Genomic DNA, 20,206 nt, shown 5'->3' with positions numbered 1-20,206 from the left:
AAATAAAGCAAAGCCCCTATAATAGGGGCTTTCTTATGCAGGGGCGTAGTTCGAATTGGTAGAACAGCGGTCTCCAAAACCGATGGTTGCGGGTTCGAGTCCTGCCGCCCCTGCCATATACCTCGTCTCGTACGGGGCTTTTGTGTCTTTGGTTACGTCAGATACAGGTGGGTTGTATGAGTGTTAGTTCTGAGGGACAGGGCGGAAGCAAGGATACCCTTCTTTGGGGCCTGGTTTTCATCATCCTGGCGGCCGCTGTAGTGGGTAATTACCTGCTCACCGATGTTGTCGCAGCCGTCCGCGCCCTGGGTGTGGTCGTTGTCATCGCTGCTGCAGGTGCAGTAGCCCTGCAAACCACCAAGGGCAAGGCAACACTGGCTTTTGCTCGTGAGTCGCGCCTGGAAGTCCGCAAGGTCGTTTGGCCAACCCGTCAGGAAGCCATTCAGACAACCCTGATTGTGCTGGCGGTGACCGCCGTGATGGGGCTGTTGCTGTTCGTTCTGGACGGTGCCTTGGTCTGGTTGGTCAACCTGATTACCGGTGTGTAAGGAAAAGCCATGACTGAACAACGTGAACAACGTATGAGATGGTATGTCGTGCAGGCATTTTCCGGCTATGAAGGCCGGGTTGCCAAATCCCTGCGTGAACATATCAAGATGCATGGCATGGAAGAGCTGTTTGGCGAAGTGCTGGTCCCGACCGAAGAAGTGGTCGAGATGCGTGCCGGCCAGAAGCGCAAGAGTGAGCGCAAATTTTTCCCGGGTTATGTCCTGGTCCAGATGATGATGGACGAGACCACATGGCACCTGGTACGCAATGTACCACGGGTCATGGGCTTCATCGGTGGCACCTCCGATCGTCCTGCTCCTATCTCCGATAAGGAAGCGGATGCCATCCTCAATCGTCTGCAAGATGCCCATGACAAGCCGCGTCCGAAAACCCTGTTTGAACCGGGTGAAATGGTGCGGGTTGCCGATGGTCCGTTCGCTGACTTCAACGGTACCGTTGAAGAAGTGGACTACGAGAAGAGCCGCGTGAAGGTCTCCGTATTGATCTTCGGTCGCTCAACGCCGGTAGAACTGGATTTTGGTCAGGTCGAAAAGGGCTGATTAAACTCTATACGTTTAACGGTTGTCAGGGGCAGCGATTATCTCTATAATTCGCTGCCCCTTTATTTGTTGGGGAGCCGTTTGCAGGAGCATGTCTCCGAGGCGCTAGAACCCATTTTTGAGGTATTTTCGTAATGGCTAAGAAAGTCACAGCTTATATCAAGCTGCAAGTTAAGGCTGGCAGTGCTAACCCCAGCCCTCCCGTTGGTCCTGCTCTGGGTCAGCACGGTGTGAACATCATGGAATTCTGTAAGGCGTTCAACGCTCGTACAGAAAAGCTGGAAAAAGGTTCACCGACTCCGGTCGTGATCACCGTTTACAGCGACCGTTCCTTCACCTTCGAAACCAAGACTCCGCCTGCTTCCTTCCTGCTGAAGAAAGCCGCTGGTATCCAGTCTGGTTCCGCCAAGCCGAACAAAGACAAGGTTGGTAAGGTGACTGTTGCTCAGCTGCAAGAAATCGCCAAGACCAAAGAGCCGGATATGACTGGTGCCGATCTGGATGCAAAAGTACGTTGCATCGCAGGCTCCGCTCGTTCCATGGGCCTGGTAGTGGAGGATTAAGACAATGGCAAAACTTTCCAAGCGTATGCGCGTTATTCGCGAAAAAGTTGACGGTACCAAAGAGTACTCCATCAACGAAGCCATTGCCCTGCTGAAAGAACTGGCTACCGCCAAGTTCGTTGAAAGCGTTGACGTTGCCGTTAACCTGGGTATCGATGCTCGTAAATCTGACCAGAACGTACGTGGTGCTACTGTACTGCCGCACGGTACCGGTCGTGACATCCGTGTCGCCGTATTCACCCAGGGCGCCAACGCCGAAGCCGCCAAGGCTGCCGGTGCTGAGCTGGTTGGTATGGATGACCTGGCCGAGCTGGTCAAGAAAGGCGAGATGAACTTCGACGTCGTTATCGCATCCCCGGATGCCATGCGCGTTGTTGGTCAACTGGGCCAGATCCTGGGCCCGCGCGGCCTGATGCCTAACCCGAAAGTGGGTACCGTTACCCCGAACGTTGCTGAAGCTGTGAAGAATGCTAAAGCCGGTCAGGTTCGTTACCGCAATGACAAGAATGGTATCATCCATACCACTCTGGGTAAGGTTTCTTTCAACGAAGTTCAGCTGAAAGAAAACTTGGAAGCTCTGCTGGTTGCTCTGAAAAAGGGCAAACCCTCTTCCGCCAAAGGCATCTTCATCAAGAAAGTCAGCATCTCCACCACCATGGGTGCCGGTGTTGCCGTAGACCAAGCTTCTTTGGAAGCTCAGGGCTAATTGATGGATTTTACAAGGCGCAAAATTTAATCTATAATTTTGCGCCTTGATTGGTTGGGGGTTTCGACCTCCGTCCAAGACCGCAGGTGGCTGCAAGGCCTTAATCTTTCCTGCGTAGACGGTGCCGGAAACCCAGCGAGAAAGTTTTCTTTCTCTTCTGGAATCCTGCTACCGCATCGTTCCCCTCTGTTGTGAAGGTAGGGGGGATGTGTCAGTACTGAGTCATGAGACTCAGATTCAATCCAGGAGTTAAGCCAATGGCATTGGGACTCGAAGACAAAAAGGCAATTGTTGCTGAAGTCAACGAAGCTGCCAAAGGCGCTCTGTCTGCAGTTGTAGCCGATTCTCGCGGTGTGACTGTTGACAAGATGACCGTCCTGCGTAAATCCGCTCGTGAAGCCGGTGTGTACATGCGCGTTGTGCGTAACACCCTGCTGCGTCGCGCGGTAGAGGGCACCGAATTCGGTTGCCTGAACGACGTATTGACTGGTCCTACCTTGATTGCTTTCTCTAACGAACACCCGGGCGCTGCCGCTCGTCTGTTCAAAGAGTTTGCCAAAGCGAACCAAAAGTTCGAAATCAAGGCTGGCGCTTTTAACGGTGAGTTTATCGCCGCAGCACAAATTGATCGTCTGGCCACGCTGCCGACCTACGACGAAGCAATTGCGAAGTTGATGGCTACCATGAAGGAAGCCTCTGCTGGCAAGCTGGTTCGTACTATCGCTGCTGTTCGCGACCAGAAACAAGCTGCTGCTTGATTCTCGCCTATTTAGGCTGTTTGAGTTTATTCAACATCAGGAATTTTTGTCATGTCTATCACTAAAGACCAAATCATCGAAGCCGTTGCTTCCATGTCCGTAATGGAAGTTGTTGAGCTGATCGAAGCAATGGAAGAGAAGTTCGGTGTTTCTGCCGCTGTTGCTGTAGCTGCCGGTCCGGCCGCTGAAGCAGTAGAAGAGAAGACCGAGTTCGACGTAGTTCTGACTGCTGCTGGCGCCAACAAAGTTGCCGTCATCAAGGCCGTTCGTGCTGCCACCGGCCTGGGCCTGAAAGAAGCCAAGGACCTGGTAGAAGCCGCTCCGACCAACCTGAAAGAAGCCGTCTCCAAAGACGAAGCTGAAGCTCTGAAGAAAGAGCTGGAAGCTGCCGGTGCTTCTGTTGAGATCAAATAATCTGCATTTATGTAGATTAGCCTGATAAAACAGGCTAGGGCTGGTGAATGTTTGTTCACCAGCCTTTTTGCGCTGTAGACTGAGAGCATTTCACACCGTTTACGACTCTCGGTGCACCAGCAATCCGGACCGCCTCATCGTCCGGGCCAACACAAAACGGTGTTGAGACAGAGCTGTCCCGCGGGACAGAGTGGGTCACTTATCAGCGAGCTGAGGAACCCTATGGTTTACTCTTATACCGAAAAAAAACGCATTCGTAAGGACTTCGGTAAGCGAGACCAGGTACTGGACACGCCTTATCTGTTGTCCATTCAGCTGGACTCCTTCAAGCAGTTCATCGAGGCTGACCCGGAAGGTGAATATGGCCTAGAGGCCGCTTTCCGTAGCGTTTTCCCGATCACCAGTTACTCCGGTAGTGCTGAGCTTCAGTATGTCAGCTATCGCCTGGGTGAGCCGGTATTTGACGTAAAAGAATGCCAGATCCGTGGAGTGACCTACTCCGCGCCGCTGCGTGTCAAGCTTCGTATGGTTCTGTACGACCGTGAAGCAGCTGCCGGCACCGTCAAAGATATCAAGGAACAAGAAGTGTACATGGGCGAAATTCCGCTCATGACCGAGAACGGCACCTTTGTCATCAATGGTACCGAACGGGTTATCGTCTCCCAGCTGCACCGCAGCCCGGGCGTCTTCTTCGACCACGATAAAGGCAAAACACATTCATCCGGTAAGGTACTGTATAACGCCCGCGTTATCCCCTACCGTGGCTCCTGGCTGGACTTCGAGTTCGATGCGAAAGACAACCTGTTTGTCCGTATCGACCGTCGTCGTAAACTGCCGGCCTCCATTATTCTGCGCGCCCTGGACTTCAGTTCCGAAGAAATCCTGGCCACCTTCTTTGAGACCATTGGTTTCGAGGTCAAAGATGGCAAGTTGATGATGGATCTGGTGCCCGAGCGCCTGCGTGGTGAGACTGCGACCTTCGACATCATTGCCAATGGCTCCGTGGTGGTTGAGACCGGTCGTCGTGTCACTGCCCGTCATATCCGTCAGTTGGAAAAAGACGCCATCACCCAGATCGAGGTGCCGGTAGAGTATGTTGTTGGCAAAGTTGCAGCCAAGAACTACGCGCACCCACAAACTGGTGAAATGGTCGTGACTGCCAACCAGGCTCTGAGCCTGGAAGCGGTAGCCAATCTGTCCCAAGCCGGCTTCAAGCACTTCGAGGTTCTGTTCACCAACGAACTGGACCACGGTGCCTACATGTCCGAGACCCTGCGCATCGACTCCAGCTCCAGCCGCCTGGAAGCTCTGGTCGAGATCTACCGCATGATGCGTCCGGGCGAGCCGCCCACTCGCGAAGCGGCCGAGCAGCTGTTCGAGAACCTGTTCTTCTCTTCCGAGCGTTACGACCTGTCTACCGTGGGTCGGATGAAGTTCAACCGCCGTCTGGGTCGTGAAGACGAGACCGGCGTTGGCGTGCTGACCAAAGACGACATCGTCGAAGTAATGAAGCGCCTGATCGACATCCGTAACGGTAATGACGAGGTGGATGATATCGACCACCTGGGTAACCGTCGTATCCGTTCTGTCGGTGAAATGGCAGAAAACCAGTTCCGCGTCGGTCTGGTGCGTGTCGAGCGTGCGGTCAAGGAGCGTCTCTCCCTGGGCGACCTGGACACCCTGATGCCGCAGGATCTGATCAACGCCAAGCCGATCTCCGCCGCGGTCAAAGAGTTCTTCGGTTCCAGCCAGCTGTCCCAGTTCATGGACCAGAACAACCCGCTGTCCGAAGTGACCCACAAGCGTCGTATTTCCGCGCTGGGCCCGGGCGGTCTGACCCGTGAGCGTGCCGGCTTCGAAGTTCGAGATGTACACCCGACTCACTACGGTCGTCTGTGCCCCATCGAGACTCCGGAAGGTCCGAACATCGGTCTGATCAACTCGCTGTCCGTGTATTCCCGCACCAACGAGTACGGTTTCCTCGAGACCCCGTACCGCAAGGTCATCGATGGTGTGATCACCGATGAAGTGGACTACCTGTCAGCCATTGAAGAAGGCAAGTACGTGATCGCACAGGCCAACGCCGCGACCACCGAAGATGGCCGTCTGAAAGACGAGTTGATCCCGTGCCGTCACAAGGGTGAATCCACCTTTATGAACGCCGACCAGATCCAGTACATGGACGTGAGCCCGCAACAGATCGTATCTGTGGCAGCGGCCCTGATCCCGTTCCTGGAACACGATGATGCTAACCGAGCCCTGATGGGTTCGAACATGCAACGTCAGGCCGTACCGACTCTGCGTGCTGACAAGCCGCTGGTAGGTACCGGTATGGAACGCGCCGTGGCCGTTGACTCCGGTGTTACCGTAGTGGCTAAGCGTGGCGGCATGATCGACTACGTCGACGCCTCCCGTATCGTGATTAAGGTCAATGAAGATGAGCTGCTGCCTGGCGAAGCCGGCATCGACATCTACAGCCTGACCAAGTACACCCGTTCCAACCAGAACACCTGTATCAACCAGCGTCCTTGCGTGATGTTGGGTGAGCCGGTGATGGCGGGTGACGTGCTGGCTGACGGCCCGTCTACCGACCTGGGCGAACTGGCGCTGGGCCAAAACCTGCGTGTCGCCTTCATGCCGTGGAACGGCTACAACTTCGAAGACTCGATCCTGGTGAATGAGCGCGTGGTACAGGAAGATCGCCTGACCACCATCCACATCCAGGAACTGGCCTGTATCTCCCGTGACACCAAGCTGGGTCCGGAAGAGATCACTGCCGACATTCCGAACGTGGGTGAAGCCGCTCTGTCCAAGCTGGACGAGTCCGGTATCGTCTACGTGGGTGCCGAAGTGAAGGGCGGCGACATCCTGGTCGGCAAGGTAACACCCAAGGGTGAAACCCAGCTGACCCCGGAAGAGAAGCTGCTGCGCGCCATCTTCGGTGAGAAGGCCTCCGATGTGAAGGACTCCTCCCTGCGTGTGCCGAACGGTGTGTACGGTACCGTGGTTGACGTGCAAGTCTTTACCCGCGATGGCGTGGAAAAAGACAAGCGCGCCAAAGAAATCGAAGAGATGCAGTTGAAGGAAGCGAAGAAGGACTTGACCGAAGAGTTCAAGATCCTGGAAGACGGCATCTTCGGCCGTTCCCGCAACCTGCTGCTGGCCGCCGGTTACAGCGAAGATCGTCTGAACAAGCTGGATCGTTCCAAGTGGTTTGAATTGGCCATCGAAGATGAAGCCAAGCAGATCGAGCTGGAGCAGATCGCCGAACAGCACATCGAGCTGAAAGCCGACTTCGACAAGAAGTTTGAGAACAAACGTCGCAAGATTATCCAGGGTGATGATCTGGCGCCGGGCGTACTGAAAATCGTCAAGGTTTACCTGGCAGTCAAGCGTCGCATCCAACCGGGTGACAAGATGGCGGGCCGTCACGGTAACAAGGGTGTTATCTCCAAGATCTGTCCGGTCGAGGACATGCCCCATGACGAGTTCGGCCGTCCGGTCGACATCGTACTGAACCCGTTGGGCGTACCGTCCCGTATGAACATCGGTCAGATCCTCGAAGTACACCTGGGCCTCGCGGCCAAGGGTATCGGCGAGAAGATCGACCGCATGATCAAGGATCAGCGCGAGCTGCACGAGATGCGTGACTTCCTGCAACAGGTCTATGACCTGGGCGAGAAAGACACCCAGCAAGTGAACATCGCCGAGCTGTCTGATGACGACGTACGTACCCTTGCGGGTAACCTGCGTAAGGGTCTGCCGGTTGCTACACCTGTCTTTGATGGTGCCAAAGAGCGCGAAATCAAGGCATTGCTGAAGCTGGCCGATCTGCCGGAATCCGGTCAGATCTCCCTGTTCGACGGTCGTACCGGCAACGCCTTCGAGCGTAAGGTCACCGTGGGTTACATGTACATGCTGAAGCTGAACCACTTGGTAGACGACAAGATGCACGCGCGTTCTACCGGCTCCTACAGCCTGGTTACCCAGCAGCCGCTGGGTGGTAAGGCACAGTTCGGTGGTCAGCGGTTCGGTGAGATGGAAGTGTGGGCCCTGGAGGCTTACGGTGCGGCATATACCCTGCAGGAAATGCTGACCGTCAAGTCTGACGATGTGAATGGCCGTACCAAGATGTACAAGAACATCGTGGATGGCGACCACCGTATGGAGCCGGGCATGCCCGAATCCTTCAACGTACTGTTGAAGGAAATCCGCTCTCTGGGTATCAACATCGAGCTGGACGAAGAGTAAGAGCTCGCTCTTATTGTTCGAGAATTGACGTGGGCGCCCTGCTGCTTTGGCAGCAGGGCGCCGAGGTTAGACTCCTGACAGGGGAAACACGTGAAAGACTTACTCAAGTTTTTGAAGGCTCAGACCAAGACCGAAGAGTTTGACAGTATCAAGATCGGTCTGGCCTCTCCTGACATGATCCGCTCCTGGTCATTCGGTGAGGTCAAAAAGCCTGAGACCATCAACTACCGGACTTTCAAGCCGGAACGTGATGGTCTGTTCTGCGCCCGTATCTTCGGACCGGTGAAGGACTACGAGTGTCTGTGCGGCAAGTACAAGCGCCTGAAACACCGTGGTGTGATCTGCGAGAAGTGCGGCGTAGAAGTGACCCAGACCAAGGTCCGTCGTGAGCGCATGGGCCACATCGAGCTGGCCAGCCCGACTGCCCACATCTGGTTCCTGAAGTCCCTGCCGTCCCGTATCGGTCTGCTGCTGGACATGACCCTGCGTGACATCGAGCGCGTGCTGTATTTCGAATCCTATGTGGTTATCGAACCCGGCATGACCAACCTCGAGCGCAGCCAGATGCTGTCCGAAGAGAACTATCTGGACGCGCTGGAAGAGTGGGGCGACGAATTCGACGCCAAGATGGGTGCCGAAGCGATCCTTGCATTGCTGCGTGCCATCGATCTGGAAGGTGAAGTCAAGACCATGCGCGAGGAGCTGGATCAAACCAACTCCGAGACCAAGCGCAAGAAGACCACCAAGCGTCTGAAGCTGATGGAAGCCTTCCTGCAGTCCGGCAACAAGCCGGAGTGGATGATCATGACAGTGCTGCCTGTGCTGCCGCCGGACCTGCGTCCGCTGGTACCGCTGGACGGCGGCCGTTTCGCGACTTCCGATCTGAACGATCTGTACCGTCGCGTGATCAACCGTAACAACCGCCTGAAGCGTCTGCTGGATCTGGCGGCTCCGGACATCATAGTGCGCAACGAAAAGCGCATGCTGCAAGAGTCCGTGGATGCCCTGCTGGATAACGGCCGTCGTGGTCGTGCCATCACTGGCTCCAACAAGCGCCCGCTGAAATCCCTGGCCGACATGATCAAGGGTAAGCAAGGTCGTTTCCGTCAGAACTTGCTGGGTAAACGTGTCGACTACTCCGGTCGTTCCGTTATCACCGTAGGTCCGACGCTGCGTCTGCATCAGTGCGGTCTGCCGAAGAAGATGGCGCTGGAACTGTTCAAGCCCTTCATCTATGGCAAGCTGGAATCCCGTGGTCTGGCGACCACCATCAAGGCCGCCAAGAAAATGGTGGAGCGCGAAGAAGCCGTCGTTTGGGATATCCTGGACGAAGTGATCCGCGAACACCCGGTCCTGCTGAACCGTGCACCGACCCTGCACCGTCTGGGTATCCAGGCGTTTGAACCGACCCTGATCGAAGGCAAGGCCATCCAGCTGCACCCGCTCGTTTGTGCCGCCTATAACGCGGACTTCGATGGTGACCAGATGGCGGTCCACGTACCGCTGACCCTGGAAGCCCAGCTGGAAGCGCGCGCCCTGATGATGTCTACCAACAACATCCTGTCGCCTGCCTCCGGTGAGCCGATCATCGTTCCTTCCCAGGACGTGGTCTTGGGTCTGTACTACATGACCCGTGCCCGTATCAACGCCAAGGGCGAAGGTATGGTGCTGGCCGGTCCGAAAGAAGCCGAGAAGGTCTATCGTGCCGGTCTGGCCGATCTGCATGCTCGTGTGAAAGTGCGCATTACCGAATACCTGCGTCAGGAAGACGGTTCCCTGCTGCCGCACACCGAGATGAAGAACACCACCGTTGGTCGTGCGATCCTGAGCCTGATCCTGCCGAAAGGCATGGAATACGCGCTGATCGACGAACCCAAGGTGCTGACTGCCGCCGAGCAGGCCGATCTGGATGCCAATCCGCAGAACTGGATCAAATCCGTATCCAACAAGGCGCTGGGCAAAAAGCTCATCTCCCGTCTGCTGAACACCTGCTATCGCAAGCAGGGCCTGAAGGACACCGTCATCTTCGCTGACCAGCTGATGTATACCGGTTTCCACTACGCGGCCCTGTCCGGTGCTTCCGTTGGTATCGATGACATGGTCATCCCGGATGCCAAGAAAGACATCATTGCGGCAGCCGAAGCCGAAGTTGCCGAGATCCAGGACCAGTTCCTGTCCGGTCTGGTGACCGCTGGCGAACGCTATAACAAGGTTATCGATATCTGGGCCAGCGCGAACGATCGCGTCTCCAAGGCCATGATGGATAACCTCTCCAAGGAGCGGAACGTCAACTCCCTGGGTGAAGAAGAAGAGCAGGCCTCTTTCAACAGCATCTTCATGATGGCCGACTCTGGTGCGCGGGGCTCCGCCGCCCAGATCCGTCAGCTGGCCGGTATGCGTGGCCTGATGGCCAAGCCGGATGGTTCCATCATCGAAACGCCGATCGTGGCGAACTTCCGTGAAGGTCTGAACGTACTGCAGTACTTCATCTCCACTCACGGTGCTCGTAAGGGTCTGGCGGATACCGCACTGAAGACAGCGAACTCCGGTTACCTGACTCGTCGTCTGGTTGACGTGGCTCAGGACATGGTGATCACCGAGGACGATTGCGGTACGACCGAAGGTCTGTGGATGACTCCGCTGATCGAAGGTGGTGACGTGGTCGAGCCGCTGCGTGAGCGCGTGCTGGGTCGTGTGGTCGCCGAAGACGTGATCAAGCCGGGTACTGAAAGCGAGATCCTGGTCGCGCGCAATACTCTGCTCGACGAGTATCTGTGTGACCTGCTGGAGCGTAACTCCGTCGACCGCGTGAAGGTACGTTCTGCCATCACCTGTGAGACCGACTTCGGTAACTGTGCTCACTGCTACGGCCGTGATCTGGCCCGTGGTCACCTGGTGAACAAGGGTGAGGCTGTCGGTGTTATCGCCGCCCAGTCCATCGGTGAGCCGGGTACCCAGCTGACGATGCGTACCTTCCACATCGGTGGTGCCGCATCCCGAGCTGCTGCCGAGAGCAGCATCCAGGTCAAGAACACCGGTAGCATCAAGCTGCAGAACGCCAAGTTTGTTACCAACAGCGCCGACAAGCTGGTTATCACCTCCCGTTCTACCGAACTGACCATCATGGACGAGATGGGCCGTACCAAGGAAAGCCACAAGCTGCCTTACGGTTCCGTCCTGGAAGTGAAAGATGGCCAGGCCGTGAGTGCCGGTGATACCGTCGCCAACTGGGATCCGCACACCCACCCGATCATCACCGAAGTAGCAGGTCGTCTGGACTTCGAACACATGATCGACGGTGTGACCATCACTCGTCAGACCGACGAGCTGACCGGTCTCTCCTCTATCGTCGTGCTGGATGTCAATGAACGTCCGAGCGCCGGTAAAGAGATGCGTCCGACCGTGAAGCTGGTCGACCAGAACGGCAAGGATGTCATGATCCCGGGTACCGATGTTGCAGCCCAGTACTTCCTGCCGGGCAAGGCGATCGTGAACCTGGAGGATGGTGCCAACGTGGGCGTGGGTGACGCGGTCGCGCGTATCCCGCAAGAGTCCAGCGGTACCAAGGACATCACCGGTGGTCTGCCGCGCGTTGCGGATCTGTTCGAAGCACGTCAACCGAAGGAACCGGCTATCCTGGCCGAGATCTCCGGTACCATCTCCTTCGGGAAAGAGACCAAGGGCAAACGCCGTCTGGTCATCACCCCGACCGACGGTGGCGACATCTACGAAGAGATGATTCCGAAGTGGCGTCACCTGAACGTGTTCGAAGGTGAAAAAGTTGAGAAGGGTGAAGTACTGGCAGATGGCCCTGAGTCTGCTCACGACATCCTGCGTCTGCGCGGTATCAGCCCGGTCGCCAACTACATCGCCAACGAAGTGCAGGACGTTTACCGTCTGCAAGGCGTTAAGATCAACGACAAGCACATCGAAGTCATCGTTCGTCAGATGCTGCGTAAGTGCGAGATCCTGAGCGCTGGCGACACCGATCTGATCGAAGGCGAGCAGGTTGAAGTGGCTCGCGTGAAGATTGCCAACCGTAAGCTGGTTGCCGAGGGTAAGACTCCGGCCACCTTCCGTCATATCCTGATGGGTATTACCAAGGCATCTCTGAGCACCGAGTCCTTCATCTCCGCGGCTTCCTTCCAGGAAACCACTCGTGTTCTGACCGAAGCGGCCGTTGGCGGCAAGCGTGATGAACTGCGTGGCCTGAAAGAGAACGTAATCGTGGGTCGCCTGATCCCGGCTGGTACCGGCTTTGCCTACCACCATGCCCGGATCAACCAGCGTGCCGCCGCAGCCCGTGCTGTCGGTGTGCCGCAGGTGACTGCCGATGAGGCTCAGCAAAATCTGGCGGATCTGCTCAACGCAGCCGGCAGTTTTGACGAAGAGTAATCTTCAGCTGCAGTGATTAAAAAGGGCTCCTTCAAGGGGCCCTTTTTGTTGCCTGACTGCTAACAGTGCGCTGCACCGGGCTGGGGCAGGGGATGATCCAGTGCAAGGTTATAGAGCAAAAAATCAAAAAAAGTTGACATTGATCCCCCGCAATTGAAAACTCGGGAAAGTTGAATGGTTATTACAGGGGTAGAACATGGCTGTCGGTATCGAGGAAGTACTGCTTCCCGAAGAGCAACTGAGCGGTCGCGCTTTTACAGACGAAGACAGGGAATTGTTGCGTTCATATGAGGGCCTCATTGAGGGCCTGGCCGATCTGTTCGGCAAGCACTGCGAAGTGGTGCTGCATTCCCTGGAAAATCTGCATGAGTCAGTGATCAAGATAGCGAACGGATTCAACACTGGGCGGACTCTGGGAGCACCGATCACCGATCTGGCCCTGCGCATGCTCAAGGACATAGAGAGCACGGGTCAGGATCACACCCAGAGCTACTTTGCCCGCAGCCGGACCGGTGCGCTCATGAAGTCGAGCACCATCGCCATCCGCAACCGCGACAAGCAGGTGATAGGTCTTATCTGCATCAACCTGCACATCAATGCGCCTTTCCATGAGTTCGTGGCCGAATTCTTCCCGACGCCCCAGCAAGTGGAGCGTCAATCGCCGGAGACCTTCGCCAACAGCGTAGAGGAGCTGGTTGCCCAGACGGTGGACAACACCATCGACGAGATCAACCGCGATCCCTCCGTGGCCAACAACGCCAAGAATCGTTTTATCGTGACCCAGTTGTTCGAGAAGGGCATATTTGATATCAAGGACTCGATCAACCTGGTCGCCGACAAGCTGAATATTTCCAAACATACCGTGTATCTCTACATCCGACAGCGCAAGCAGGGTGAAGAAGAGAGCGAGTAAGCGCCATAGATAGGGGATAGATAACAATGGCTAAAGAAGTGATTGCAACCGACAAGGCGCCTGCCGCAATTGGTCCTTATGTTCAGGCTACCAAGCTGGGTGATCTGGTGTTCACCTCCGGGCAGATCCCGCTCGATCCGGCCACCATGGACATAGTTGCCGGTGGTATCGAGGCACAGGCCGAGCAGGTGATGAAGAACCTGGTTGCAGTATTGAAGGCGGCGGGTGCCGATACCAGCAAAGTGTTGAAGACTACCTGTTTCCTGAGCGACATGAACAACTTCGTGGCCTTCAATCAGGTCTATGCCCGTTACTTCGGTGACGCTGCGCCGGCGCGCTCCTGCGTGGAAGTGGCTCGCCTGCCAAAAGATGTGCTGGTCGAAGTCGAAGCCATTGCTTACGTCTGAGTCACCGTCAGCGAAAAAGCCCCTCCCAGGAGGGGCTTTTTCGTCTTTGAGATAGAATGGATACACATCTGTGCAGGAGTACGGACATGAGTCTGAATTTTGCCCTGCTGGTCACCGGGCCAGCCTATGGCACCCAGACGGCCAGCACCGCCTATCGCTTCGCCCTGAGCCTCATCGAGCAGGGGCATCAGCTGTCCCATTTGTTCTTCTATCAGGATGGGGTCCATAACGGCAATGGCCTGCATGCCCCGGCCAGCGATGAGACCGACCTGGTGGCGCTGTGGCGCGATCTGGCCCTGGCGCAGGGTATTGCCATCGATGTGTGTGTCGCCGCCGCCATGCGCCGCGGGGTGCTCGATGAAGCCGAGGCCAAGGGGATCGGCAAGACCCAGTTCAATCTGCAGGCCCCGTTTCGCTTAAGCGGGCTGGGTCAGCTGGCGGAGGCCAGCCTGACTGCCGACCGCTTCGTCCAGTTCTAGGGGGATGAAATGACCAAGATAGCGTTTATCTGCCGGCGTGGCCCCCACGGTACGGCGAGTGGACGAGAGGGCCTGGATGCCTTGCTGGCCACCTCTGCGTTGACGGAATCCCTGGCGCTGTTCCTCATCGGTGACGGCGTGCTGCAACTGCTCAGGGAGCAGTCGCCACAGGGGATATTGCAGCGCCACTACGCCCCGACCTTCAAGATGTTGGAACTGTACGATATCGAGGAGGTCTATGTCTGTGCGGCGTCGCTGGCCGAACGTGGCCTGACGGCCGAGGATCTGCTGATCCCCGTGACGGTGGTGAGTCCGACCGAGATCCGCCACCAGTGGGGTAACTTCACCACCCACATCAGCTTTTGAGGTACTCATGATACAGCTTGTATTGAGCTCGCCTTTCCTCAGCCAGGACCTCGAGCAGGTGTTGCGTTATCGTCAGGACGCGGATCTGCTGGTGCTGATGCAGGACGCCGTAGTGGCGACGACGGCTCCGCAGTGGTGCGAGCGATTGAGCGGGATCCCGCTCTATGTGATGGGGGAAGACCTGAAGGCGAGGGGCTTGTCCCCCAGGATCGGGATGGAACTCGACATGGCCGGCCTGATCAAGCTGATCGCCGAGCAGGGATCACCACAGACCTGGGCCGGCTAAATTTGATTTTTACCAGCTATCTCAGGCGATTATCACAATAGTGGCGGAATGTCATTTGCCCTTTTGGCGCACGAATTGTATAAATCTTGACTCCCTAGACAACAGGGCATAAAATTTCGCGTCCCCGTATCTGCGGGGAGGATTTTTCACACGTTTATGAAGTCATTATCAGGAGCCTTTTGATGGCAACTATTAACCAGTTGGTTCGCAAGCCACGCATCAAGCTCGTTGTGAAAAGCAACGTGCCGGCGCTGGAAGCGTGCCCTCAGAAGCGTGGCGTATGCACCCGTGTATACACCACCACCCCCAAGAAGCCTAACTCTGCACTGCGTAAAGTGTGCCGTGTACGTCTGACCAACGGCTTCGAAGTCACCTCCTACATCGGTGGTGAAGGTCACAACCTGCAGGAGCACTCCGTTGTTCTGATCCGTGGCGGTCGTGTCAAGGATTTGCCAGGTGTTCGTTATCACACCGTTCGTGGTGCGTTGGACTGTGCCGGTGTTAAAGACCGTAAGCAGGCTCGCTCCAAGTATGGCGTGAAGCGTCCGAAAGCTTAATGGTTCTCCGTTAAGTAAGGCCAAACGTTAATTCGTTTCTAGTTAGATAACTTTCTAGTTTTGGGTAACCCCTGAAGTTACGGAGAATTTGAAATGCCAAGACGTCGTGTTGTTGGTCAGCGTAAAATCCTGCCGGATCCCAAGTTCGGATCAGAGCTGCTGGCTAAATTTGTCAACGTAGTAATGGTTGACGGTAAGAAATCTGTTGCAGAAGCCATCGTTTATGGCGCCCTGGACATCATTGCCACCAAATCTGGCAAAGAGCACCTGGCCCTGTTCGAAGTCGCTCTGGACAACATTCGTCCGGCGGTCGAGGTTAAATCTCGTCGCGTCGGTGGTGCAACCTATCAGGTACCGGTAGAAGTTCGTCCGGTTCGTCGCAATGCCCTGGCAATGCGCTGGTTGGTTGATGCCGCTCGTAAACGTGGTGAAAAATCAATGGCTCAGCGTTTGGCTGGCGAGCTGCTGGATGCCGCTGACAATAAGGGTTCGTCTGTCAAGAAACGTGAAGACGTTCACCGTATGGCTGAAGCGAACAAGGCTTTCGCTCACTTCCGCTGGTAATCCGCCTGCGCAGGGCCTTCAGGCTCTGCGCACCTTCAGTTATCTAGGGGTACGCTCCTAGTAAGAGGATGACAATGGCTCGTACAACCCCCATTGAGCGTTATCGTAACATCGGTATCTCTGCTCACATCGACGCCGGTAAGACTACTACTACCGAGCGCGTTCTGTTTTACACCGGTGTAAGTCACAAGATCGGTGAAGTTCACGATGGCGCCGCCACCATGGACTGGATGGAACAGGAACAAGAGCGTGGTATCACCATCACCTCCGCCGCGACCACCGCTTTCTGGTCCGGTATGGGTAAACAGTTCCAACCGCACCGTATCAACATCATCGATACCCCGGGCCACGTTGACTTTACTATCGAAGTAGAGCGTTCAATGCGTGTTCTGGACGGCGCCGTGATGGTGTACTGTGCCGTAGGTGGCGTACAGCCACAGTCTGAAACCGTATGGCGTCAGGCTAACAAGTACAAGGTTCCCCGTATCGCGTTCGTCAACAAGATGGACCGTACCGGCGCCAACTATCTGCGCTGCGTTGAGCACATCAAGACCCGTCTGAAAGGCGTGCCGGTTCCCCTGCAACTGAACATCGGTGCAGAAGAGAACTTCAAGGGCGTTATCGACCTGGTCAAGATGAAAGCCATCAACTGGAGCGAAGCTGACCAGGGTGTGTCTTTCGATTACGAAGACGTCCCGGCCGAGCTGCTGGAACAAGCGCAAGAAATGCGCATGAACCTGGTTGAAGCCGCTGCTGAAGCGTCTGAAGATCTGATGGAAAAATACTTGGGTGGTGAAGAACTGACCGAAGAAGAGATCAAGAAAGCTCTTCGTCAGCGTGTTCTGAACAACGAAATCATCCTGGTTACCTGTGGCTCTGCGTTCAAGAACAAGGGCGTACAGGCCATGCTGGATGCCGTGGTTGACTATCTGCCGGCTCCGACCGACGTAGCAGCCATCGACGGTCTGAAGCTGGATGGCGAGACCAAGGACGAGCGTCACGCTTCCGATGACGAGCCGTTCTCTGCTCTGGCATTCAAGATTGCTACCGATCCGTTCGTAGGCAACCTGACCTTCTTCCGCGTTTACTCCGGTGTGGTTAACTCCGGTGACTCCGTACTGAACTCTGTCAAAGAGAAGCGCGAGCGTTTTGGCCGTATCGTTCAGATGCACGCCAACAAGCGTGAAGAGATCAAAGAAGTTCGCGCAGGCGACATCGCCGCTGCCATCGGTCTGAAAGACGTGACCACTGGTGACACCCTGTGTGACGAAAAAGCGCCGATCATCCTCGAGCGTATGGAATTCCCGGAGCCGGTAATCTCCATCGCGGTTGAGCCGAAAACCAAGGCTGACCAAGAGAAGATGGGTCTGGCACTCGGCCGTCTGGCGCAGGAAGATCCGTCTTTCCGCGTATGGACTGACGAAGAATCTGGCCAAACCATCATCGCCGGTATGGGTGAGCTGCACCTGGACATCATCGTTGACCGTATGCGTCGCGAGTTCAAGGTTGAAGCCAACGTAGGTAAGCCGCAGGTTGCCTACCGTGAAACCATCCGCAATACCGTCAAGGACATCGAAGGCAAGCATGCCAAGCAGTCCGGTGGTCGTGGTCAGTACGGTCATGTTGTGATCGACATGTACCCGCTGGAAGAAGGCAAAGCCTACGAGTTCGTTAACGACATCAAGGGCGGCGTCATTCCAGGTGAGTTCATCCCGGGTGTTGACAAGGGTATCCGTGAGCAGCTGAAGTCCGGCCCGCTAGCAGGCTATCCGGTCATGGATCTGGGTGTGCGTCTGCACTTCGGTTCCTACCACGATGTCGACTCCTCCGAACTGGCGTTCAAAATCGCTGCTTCCATGGCCTTTAAGGCTGGCTTCATGAAAGCCAACCCGGTTCTGCTCGAACCGATCATGAAAGTAGAAGTTGAGACTCCGGAAGATTACATGGGCGACGTCATCGGTGACCTGAACCGTCGTCGTGGCCTGATCGAAGGTATGGAAGACGGCCCGTCCGGCAAGATCGTTCGTGCTCTCGTGCCGCTGGCCGAGATGTTCGGTTATGCGACTGCCCTGCGTTCCGCTACCCAGGGTCGCGCTTCCTACGCCATGGAATTCGCCAAGTATCACGATGCCCCGACTAACGTCGCCCAGGCCGTGATCGAAGAGCGCAAATCCAAGTAATTTATGATTCCCCGCCTACGACGGTAGGCGGGTTTAACCTAGAAGGACTACGTCGTGTCTAAAGAAAAATTTGAGCGTAATAAACCGCACGTAAACGTCGGCACCATCGGCCACGTTGACCACGGTAAAACCACCCTGACCGCCGCCATCACCAACGTGCTGGCCAAGCACTTCGGTGGTAAAGCTTTCGCCTTCGACCAGATCGACAAGGCACCGGAAGAGCGTGAGCGTGGTATCACCATCAACACCTCCCACGTAGAATACGACACTGCTACCCGCCACTACGCCCACGTAGATTGCCCGGGTCACGCCGACTACGTTAAGAACATGATCACCGGTGCTGCCCAGATGGACGGCGCGATCCTGGTAGTAGCCGCGACTGACGGCCCGATGCCGCAAACTCGTGAGCACATCCTGCTGGGTCGCCAGGTTGGTATCCCGTACATGATCGTGTTCATGAACAAGTGCGACATGGTAGACGACGAAGAGCTGCTCGAACTGGTCGAGATGGAAGTTCGTGAACTGCTGACCGAGTACGACTTCCCGGGTGATGACCTGCCGGTAGTACGTGGTTCCGCGCTGAAAGCGCTGGAAGGCGACGCTGCATGGGAAGAGAAGATCATCGAGCTGGCTCACCACCTGGATACCTACATCCCGGAGCCGGAGCGTGCAATTGACCTGCCGTTCCTGATGCCTATCGAAGACGTCTTCTCCATCGCTGGCCGTGGTACCGTAGTTACCGGTCGTGTAGAGCGCGGTATCGTTAAAGTTGGCGAGACCGTTGAAATCGTCGGTATCAAAGACACCGTTTCTACCACCTGTACCGGTGTTGAAATGTTCCGCAAACTGCTGGACGAAGGTCGTGCCGGTGAGAACGTTGGCGCGCTGCTGCGTGGCGTGAAGCGTGAAGACGTAGAGCGTGGTCAGGTACTGGCCAAGCCGGGCTCCATCAAGCCGCACACCAAGTTTGAATCTGAAGTGTACGTACTGTCCAAAGAAGAAGGTGGTCGTCATACCCCGTTCTTCAAGGGCTACCGTCCGCAGTTCTACTTCCGTACTACCGACGTGACCGGTACCATCGAACTGCCGGAAGGCGTAGAGATGGTCATGCCAGGCGACAACATCAAAATGGTTGTTACCCTGATTGCACCGATCGCAATGGACGACGGCCTGCGTTTCGCTATCCGTGAAGGTGGCCGTACCGTAGGTGCTGGTGTTGTTGCTAGCGTAATCGCTTAATCGATTCGTTATCTGCACACATAAAAGGGGTGGCTTCGGCTGCCCCTTTTTCTTTTTGGGTCTTATGCCCTATGAGATACTCTGCAAAATCATTTATTGAGGTAGTCCACAGTGAGCAAACCCGCCATTTTTCTGGATCGTGACGGTGTCATCAACGAAGACACAGGTTATGTCAGCCAGGTAGACGACTTCCATTTCCTGCCCGGGGTGATCGAAGCCCTGCAACTGTTGAAGAAGAAGGGCTACCTGCTGATCGTGGTCACCAACCAATCCGGCATCGCCCGCGGTTACTTCAGTGAAGACGACTTCATGAACCTGACGGAGTGGATGGACTGGTCACTGGCCGATCGGGATGTGGATCTCGATGGTATCTATTTCTGCCCTCATCATCCTGATCATGGTGCACCCTGCGATTGCCGCAAGCCTGCACCCGGTATGCTGCTGTTGGCACAGCAGGAGCTGGGCATCGACATGGCACATTCTTATATGGTGGGTGACAAGCCTTCCGACCTGAAAGCGGCCATCAATGCCGGGGTCGGACACAAGGTGATGGTGCGCACCGGCAAGGCAGTGACCGATGAGGGCAATACGCTGGCTGATACCGTTTATGACAATCTGCACGATTTTGCTATTTCAGCGCCTGTCGCGGGCTGATTTCGTTCGCTTAATACGCGCATTGGTGGCTTTATGAGCGAACGGTTGGTGAAAGCCATCTTTTTGCAATTATCTGCTTGCCAGAAAGTTTCAGCTCCCTATAATGCGCCTCCATCGACAGGGCAAGCGGCAACGCAAACAACCTCGTCGGTAACCTCGAAAAGCCTTTGAAAATAAGGCTTGACTCGAGAAGGCGGTTGAGTAGAATTCCACTCCCGCAGCAACACACTGTTGCATCGCTCTTTAACAATTTGAATCAAGCAATCTGTGTGGGCACTCGCAGCATCGAACATCAAACAATTTTGTTGATTTTCAATGTCTGGTGAAGTGACCAAGACAACTTCGGTTGTCACAGTTTATTTCAG

General features: G+C 55.7%; 18 protein-coding genes and 1 tRNA gene. All 19 read left to right on the top strand.

Going from position 1 to position 20,206, the window contains the following annotated elements:
* Positions 1 to 39 precede the first annotated feature (39 nt).
* A tRNA-Trp gene (locus KW824_RS15975) sits at positions 40 to 116 on the top strand.
* A gap of 60 nt (positions 117 to 176) precedes the next feature.
* A complete protein-coding gene (gene secE, locus KW824_RS15970; RefSeq protein WP_025328619.1) occupies positions 177 to 548 on the top strand; it encodes a preprotein translocase subunit SecE in 372 nt (123 codons plus the stop codon).
* Between the two features lie 9 nt (positions 549 to 557).
* The gene (nusG, locus tag KW824_RS15965; protein ID WP_005323644.1) at positions 558 to 1,109 is read left to right on the top strand and encodes a transcription termination/antitermination protein NusG; all 552 of its coding nucleotides are present in this window, start codon (positions 558 to 560) and stop codon (positions 1,107 to 1,109) included.
* Positions 1,110 to 1,243: 134 nt separating this feature from the next.
* The gene (gene rplK / locus KW824_RS15960) at positions 1,244 to 1,672 is read left to right on the top strand and encodes a 50S ribosomal protein L11 (RefSeq protein WP_016352267.1); all 429 of its coding nucleotides are present in this window, start codon (positions 1,244 to 1,246) and stop codon (positions 1,670 to 1,672) included.
* 4 nt (positions 1,673 to 1,676) lie between these two features.
* Positions 1,677 to 2,378: a 50S ribosomal protein L1 gene (gene rplA / locus KW824_RS15955; RefSeq protein ID WP_041206544.1), complete on the top strand. Its 702-nt coding sequence runs from the start codon at positions 1,677 to 1,679 to the stop codon at positions 2,376 to 2,378.
* 257 nt (positions 2,379 to 2,635) lie between these two features.
* Positions 2,636 to 3,136 carry a 50S ribosomal protein L10 gene (gene rplJ / locus KW824_RS15950; RefSeq protein ID WP_025328617.1) on the top strand — a complete coding sequence of 167 codons (501 nt, stop codon included), beginning with the start codon at positions 2,636 to 2,638 and terminating at the stop codon, positions 3,134 to 3,136.
* Positions 3,137 to 3,187: 51 nt separating this feature from the next.
* Complete coding sequence (rplL, locus tag KW824_RS15945; protein WP_025328616.1) at positions 3,188 to 3,550, top strand: 50S ribosomal protein L7/L12; 363 nt, start codon at positions 3,188 to 3,190, stop codon at positions 3,548 to 3,550.
* A gap of 222 nt (positions 3,551 to 3,772) precedes the next feature.
* Positions 3,773 to 7,801 carry a DNA-directed RNA polymerase subunit beta gene (rpoB, locus tag KW824_RS15940; RefSeq protein WP_218410297.1) on the top strand — a complete coding sequence of 1,343 codons (4,029 nt, stop codon included), beginning with the start codon at positions 3,773 to 3,775 and terminating at the stop codon, positions 7,799 to 7,801.
* Between the two features lie 90 nt (positions 7,802 to 7,891).
* Positions 7,892 to 12,196: a DNA-directed RNA polymerase subunit beta' gene (gene rpoC, locus KW824_RS15935; RefSeq protein ID WP_005325063.1), complete on the top strand. Its 4,305-nt coding sequence runs from the start codon at positions 7,892 to 7,894 to the stop codon at positions 12,194 to 12,196.
* Between the two features lie 196 nt (positions 12,197 to 12,392).
* A complete protein-coding gene (locus KW824_RS15930) occupies positions 12,393 to 13,109 on the top strand; it encodes a transcriptional regulator (RefSeq protein WP_025328613.1) in 717 nt (238 codons plus the stop codon).
* Between the two features lie 26 nt (positions 13,110 to 13,135).
* The gene (locus KW824_RS15925; RefSeq protein ID WP_041206542.1) at positions 13,136 to 13,516 is read left to right on the top strand and encodes a RidA family protein; all 381 of its coding nucleotides are present in this window, start codon (positions 13,136 to 13,138) and stop codon (positions 13,514 to 13,516) included.
* Between the two features lie 86 nt (positions 13,517 to 13,602).
* Positions 13,603 to 13,995: a sulfurtransferase complex subunit TusD gene (tusD, locus tag KW824_RS15920; protein WP_163149481.1), complete on the top strand. Its 393-nt coding sequence runs from the start codon at positions 13,603 to 13,605 to the stop codon at positions 13,993 to 13,995.
* 9 nt (positions 13,996 to 14,004) lie between these two features.
* A complete protein-coding gene (gene tusC / locus KW824_RS15915) occupies positions 14,005 to 14,361 on the top strand; it encodes a sulfurtransferase complex subunit TusC (RefSeq protein WP_182787290.1) in 357 nt (118 codons plus the stop codon).
* A gap of 7 nt (positions 14,362 to 14,368) precedes the next feature.
* On the top strand, positions 14,369 to 14,647 hold the full coding sequence (gene tusB / locus KW824_RS15910) for a sulfurtransferase complex subunit TusB (RefSeq protein WP_182787292.1): 279 nt from the start codon (positions 14,369 to 14,371) through the stop codon (positions 14,645 to 14,647).
* 182 nt (positions 14,648 to 14,829) lie between these two features.
* Positions 14,830 to 15,204, top strand: a complete 375-nt coding sequence (gene rpsL / locus KW824_RS15905) for a 30S ribosomal protein S12 (protein WP_005306278.1) — start codon at positions 14,830 to 14,832, stop codon at positions 15,202 to 15,204.
* A gap of 93 nt (positions 15,205 to 15,297) precedes the next feature.
* Positions 15,298 to 15,768 carry a 30S ribosomal protein S7 gene (gene rpsG, locus KW824_RS15900; protein ID WP_010675949.1) on the top strand — a complete coding sequence of 157 codons (471 nt, stop codon included), beginning with the start codon at positions 15,298 to 15,300 and terminating at the stop codon, positions 15,766 to 15,768.
* 74 nt (positions 15,769 to 15,842) lie between these two features.
* The gene (gene fusA, locus KW824_RS15895) at positions 15,843 to 17,948 is read left to right on the top strand and encodes an elongation factor G (protein WP_005325033.1); all 2,106 of its coding nucleotides are present in this window, start codon (positions 15,843 to 15,845) and stop codon (positions 17,946 to 17,948) included.
* Positions 17,949 to 18,002: 54 nt separating this feature from the next.
* Positions 18,003 to 19,187 carry an elongation factor Tu gene (gene tuf, locus KW824_RS15890; RefSeq protein WP_041206539.1) on the top strand — a complete coding sequence of 395 codons (1,185 nt, stop codon included), beginning with the start codon at positions 18,003 to 18,005 and terminating at the stop codon, positions 19,185 to 19,187.
* Between the two features lie 111 nt (positions 19,188 to 19,298).
* Positions 19,299 to 19,841 carry a D-glycero-beta-D-manno-heptose 1,7-bisphosphate 7-phosphatase gene (gmhB, locus tag KW824_RS15885; protein WP_182787294.1) on the top strand — a complete coding sequence of 181 codons (543 nt, stop codon included), beginning with the start codon at positions 19,299 to 19,301 and terminating at the stop codon, positions 19,839 to 19,841.
* Positions 19,842 to 20,206 lie beyond the last annotated feature (365 nt).

Source organism: Aeromonas sp. sif0611 (genome assembly GCF_019218845.1).
Lineage (GTDB): Bacteria > Pseudomonadota > Gammaproteobacteria > Enterobacterales > Aeromonadaceae > Aeromonas > Aeromonas media.
The sequence above is the reverse complement of the archived record's forward strand: the minus strand, read 5'-3'. Positions and strand labels throughout refer to the sequence as shown.

What these genes read in the sequence shown, in the direction of transcription:
- KW824_RS15930 (WP_025328613.1), top strand. Translation starts at nt 12,393, where the DNA reads ATGGCTGTCGGTATCGAGGAAGTACTGCTTCCCGAAGAGCAACTGAGC.
- rplJ (WP_025328617.1), top strand. Translation starts at nt 2,636, where the DNA reads ATGGCATTGGGACTCGAAGACAAAAAGGCAATTGTTGCTGAAGTCAAC.
- rplA (WP_041206544.1), top strand. Translation starts at nt 1,677, where the DNA reads ATGGCAAAACTTTCCAAGCGTATGCGCGTTATTCGCGAAAAAGTTGAC.
- fusA (WP_005325033.1), top strand. Translation starts at nt 15,843, where the DNA reads ATGGCTCGTACAACCCCCATTGAGCGTTATCGTAACATCGGTATCTCT.
- tusD (WP_163149481.1), top strand. Translation starts at nt 13,603, where the DNA reads ATGAGTCTGAATTTTGCCCTGCTGGTCACCGGGCCAGCCTATGGCACC.
- rplL (WP_025328616.1), top strand. Translation starts at nt 3,188, where the DNA reads ATGTCTATCACTAAAGACCAAATCATCGAAGCCGTTGCTTCCATGTCC.
- secE (WP_025328619.1), top strand. Translation starts at nt 177, where the DNA reads ATGAGTGTTAGTTCTGAGGGACAGGGCGGAAGCAAGGATACCCTTCTT.
- rpoB (WP_218410297.1), top strand. Translation starts at nt 3,773, where the DNA reads ATGGTTTACTCTTATACCGAAAAAAAACGCATTCGTAAGGACTTCGGT.
- KW824_RS15925 (WP_041206542.1), top strand. Translation starts at nt 13,136, where the DNA reads ATGGCTAAAGAAGTGATTGCAACCGACAAGGCGCCTGCCGCAATTGGT.
- rplK (WP_016352267.1), top strand. Translation starts at nt 1,244, where the DNA reads ATGGCTAAGAAAGTCACAGCTTATATCAAGCTGCAAGTTAAGGCTGGC.
- rpsG (WP_010675949.1), top strand. Translation starts at nt 15,298, where the DNA reads ATGCCAAGACGTCGTGTTGTTGGTCAGCGTAAAATCCTGCCGGATCCC.
- nusG (WP_005323644.1), top strand. Translation starts at nt 558, where the DNA reads ATGACTGAACAACGTGAACAACGTATGAGATGGTATGTCGTGCAGGCA.
- rpsL (WP_005306278.1), top strand. Translation starts at nt 14,830, where the DNA reads ATGGCAACTATTAACCAGTTGGTTCGCAAGCCACGCATCAAGCTCGTT.
- tusC (WP_182787290.1), top strand. Translation starts at nt 14,005, where the DNA reads ATGACCAAGATAGCGTTTATCTGCCGGCGTGGCCCCCACGGTACGGCG.
- tusB (WP_182787292.1), top strand. Translation starts at nt 14,369, where the DNA reads ATGATACAGCTTGTATTGAGCTCGCCTTTCCTCAGCCAGGACCTCGAG.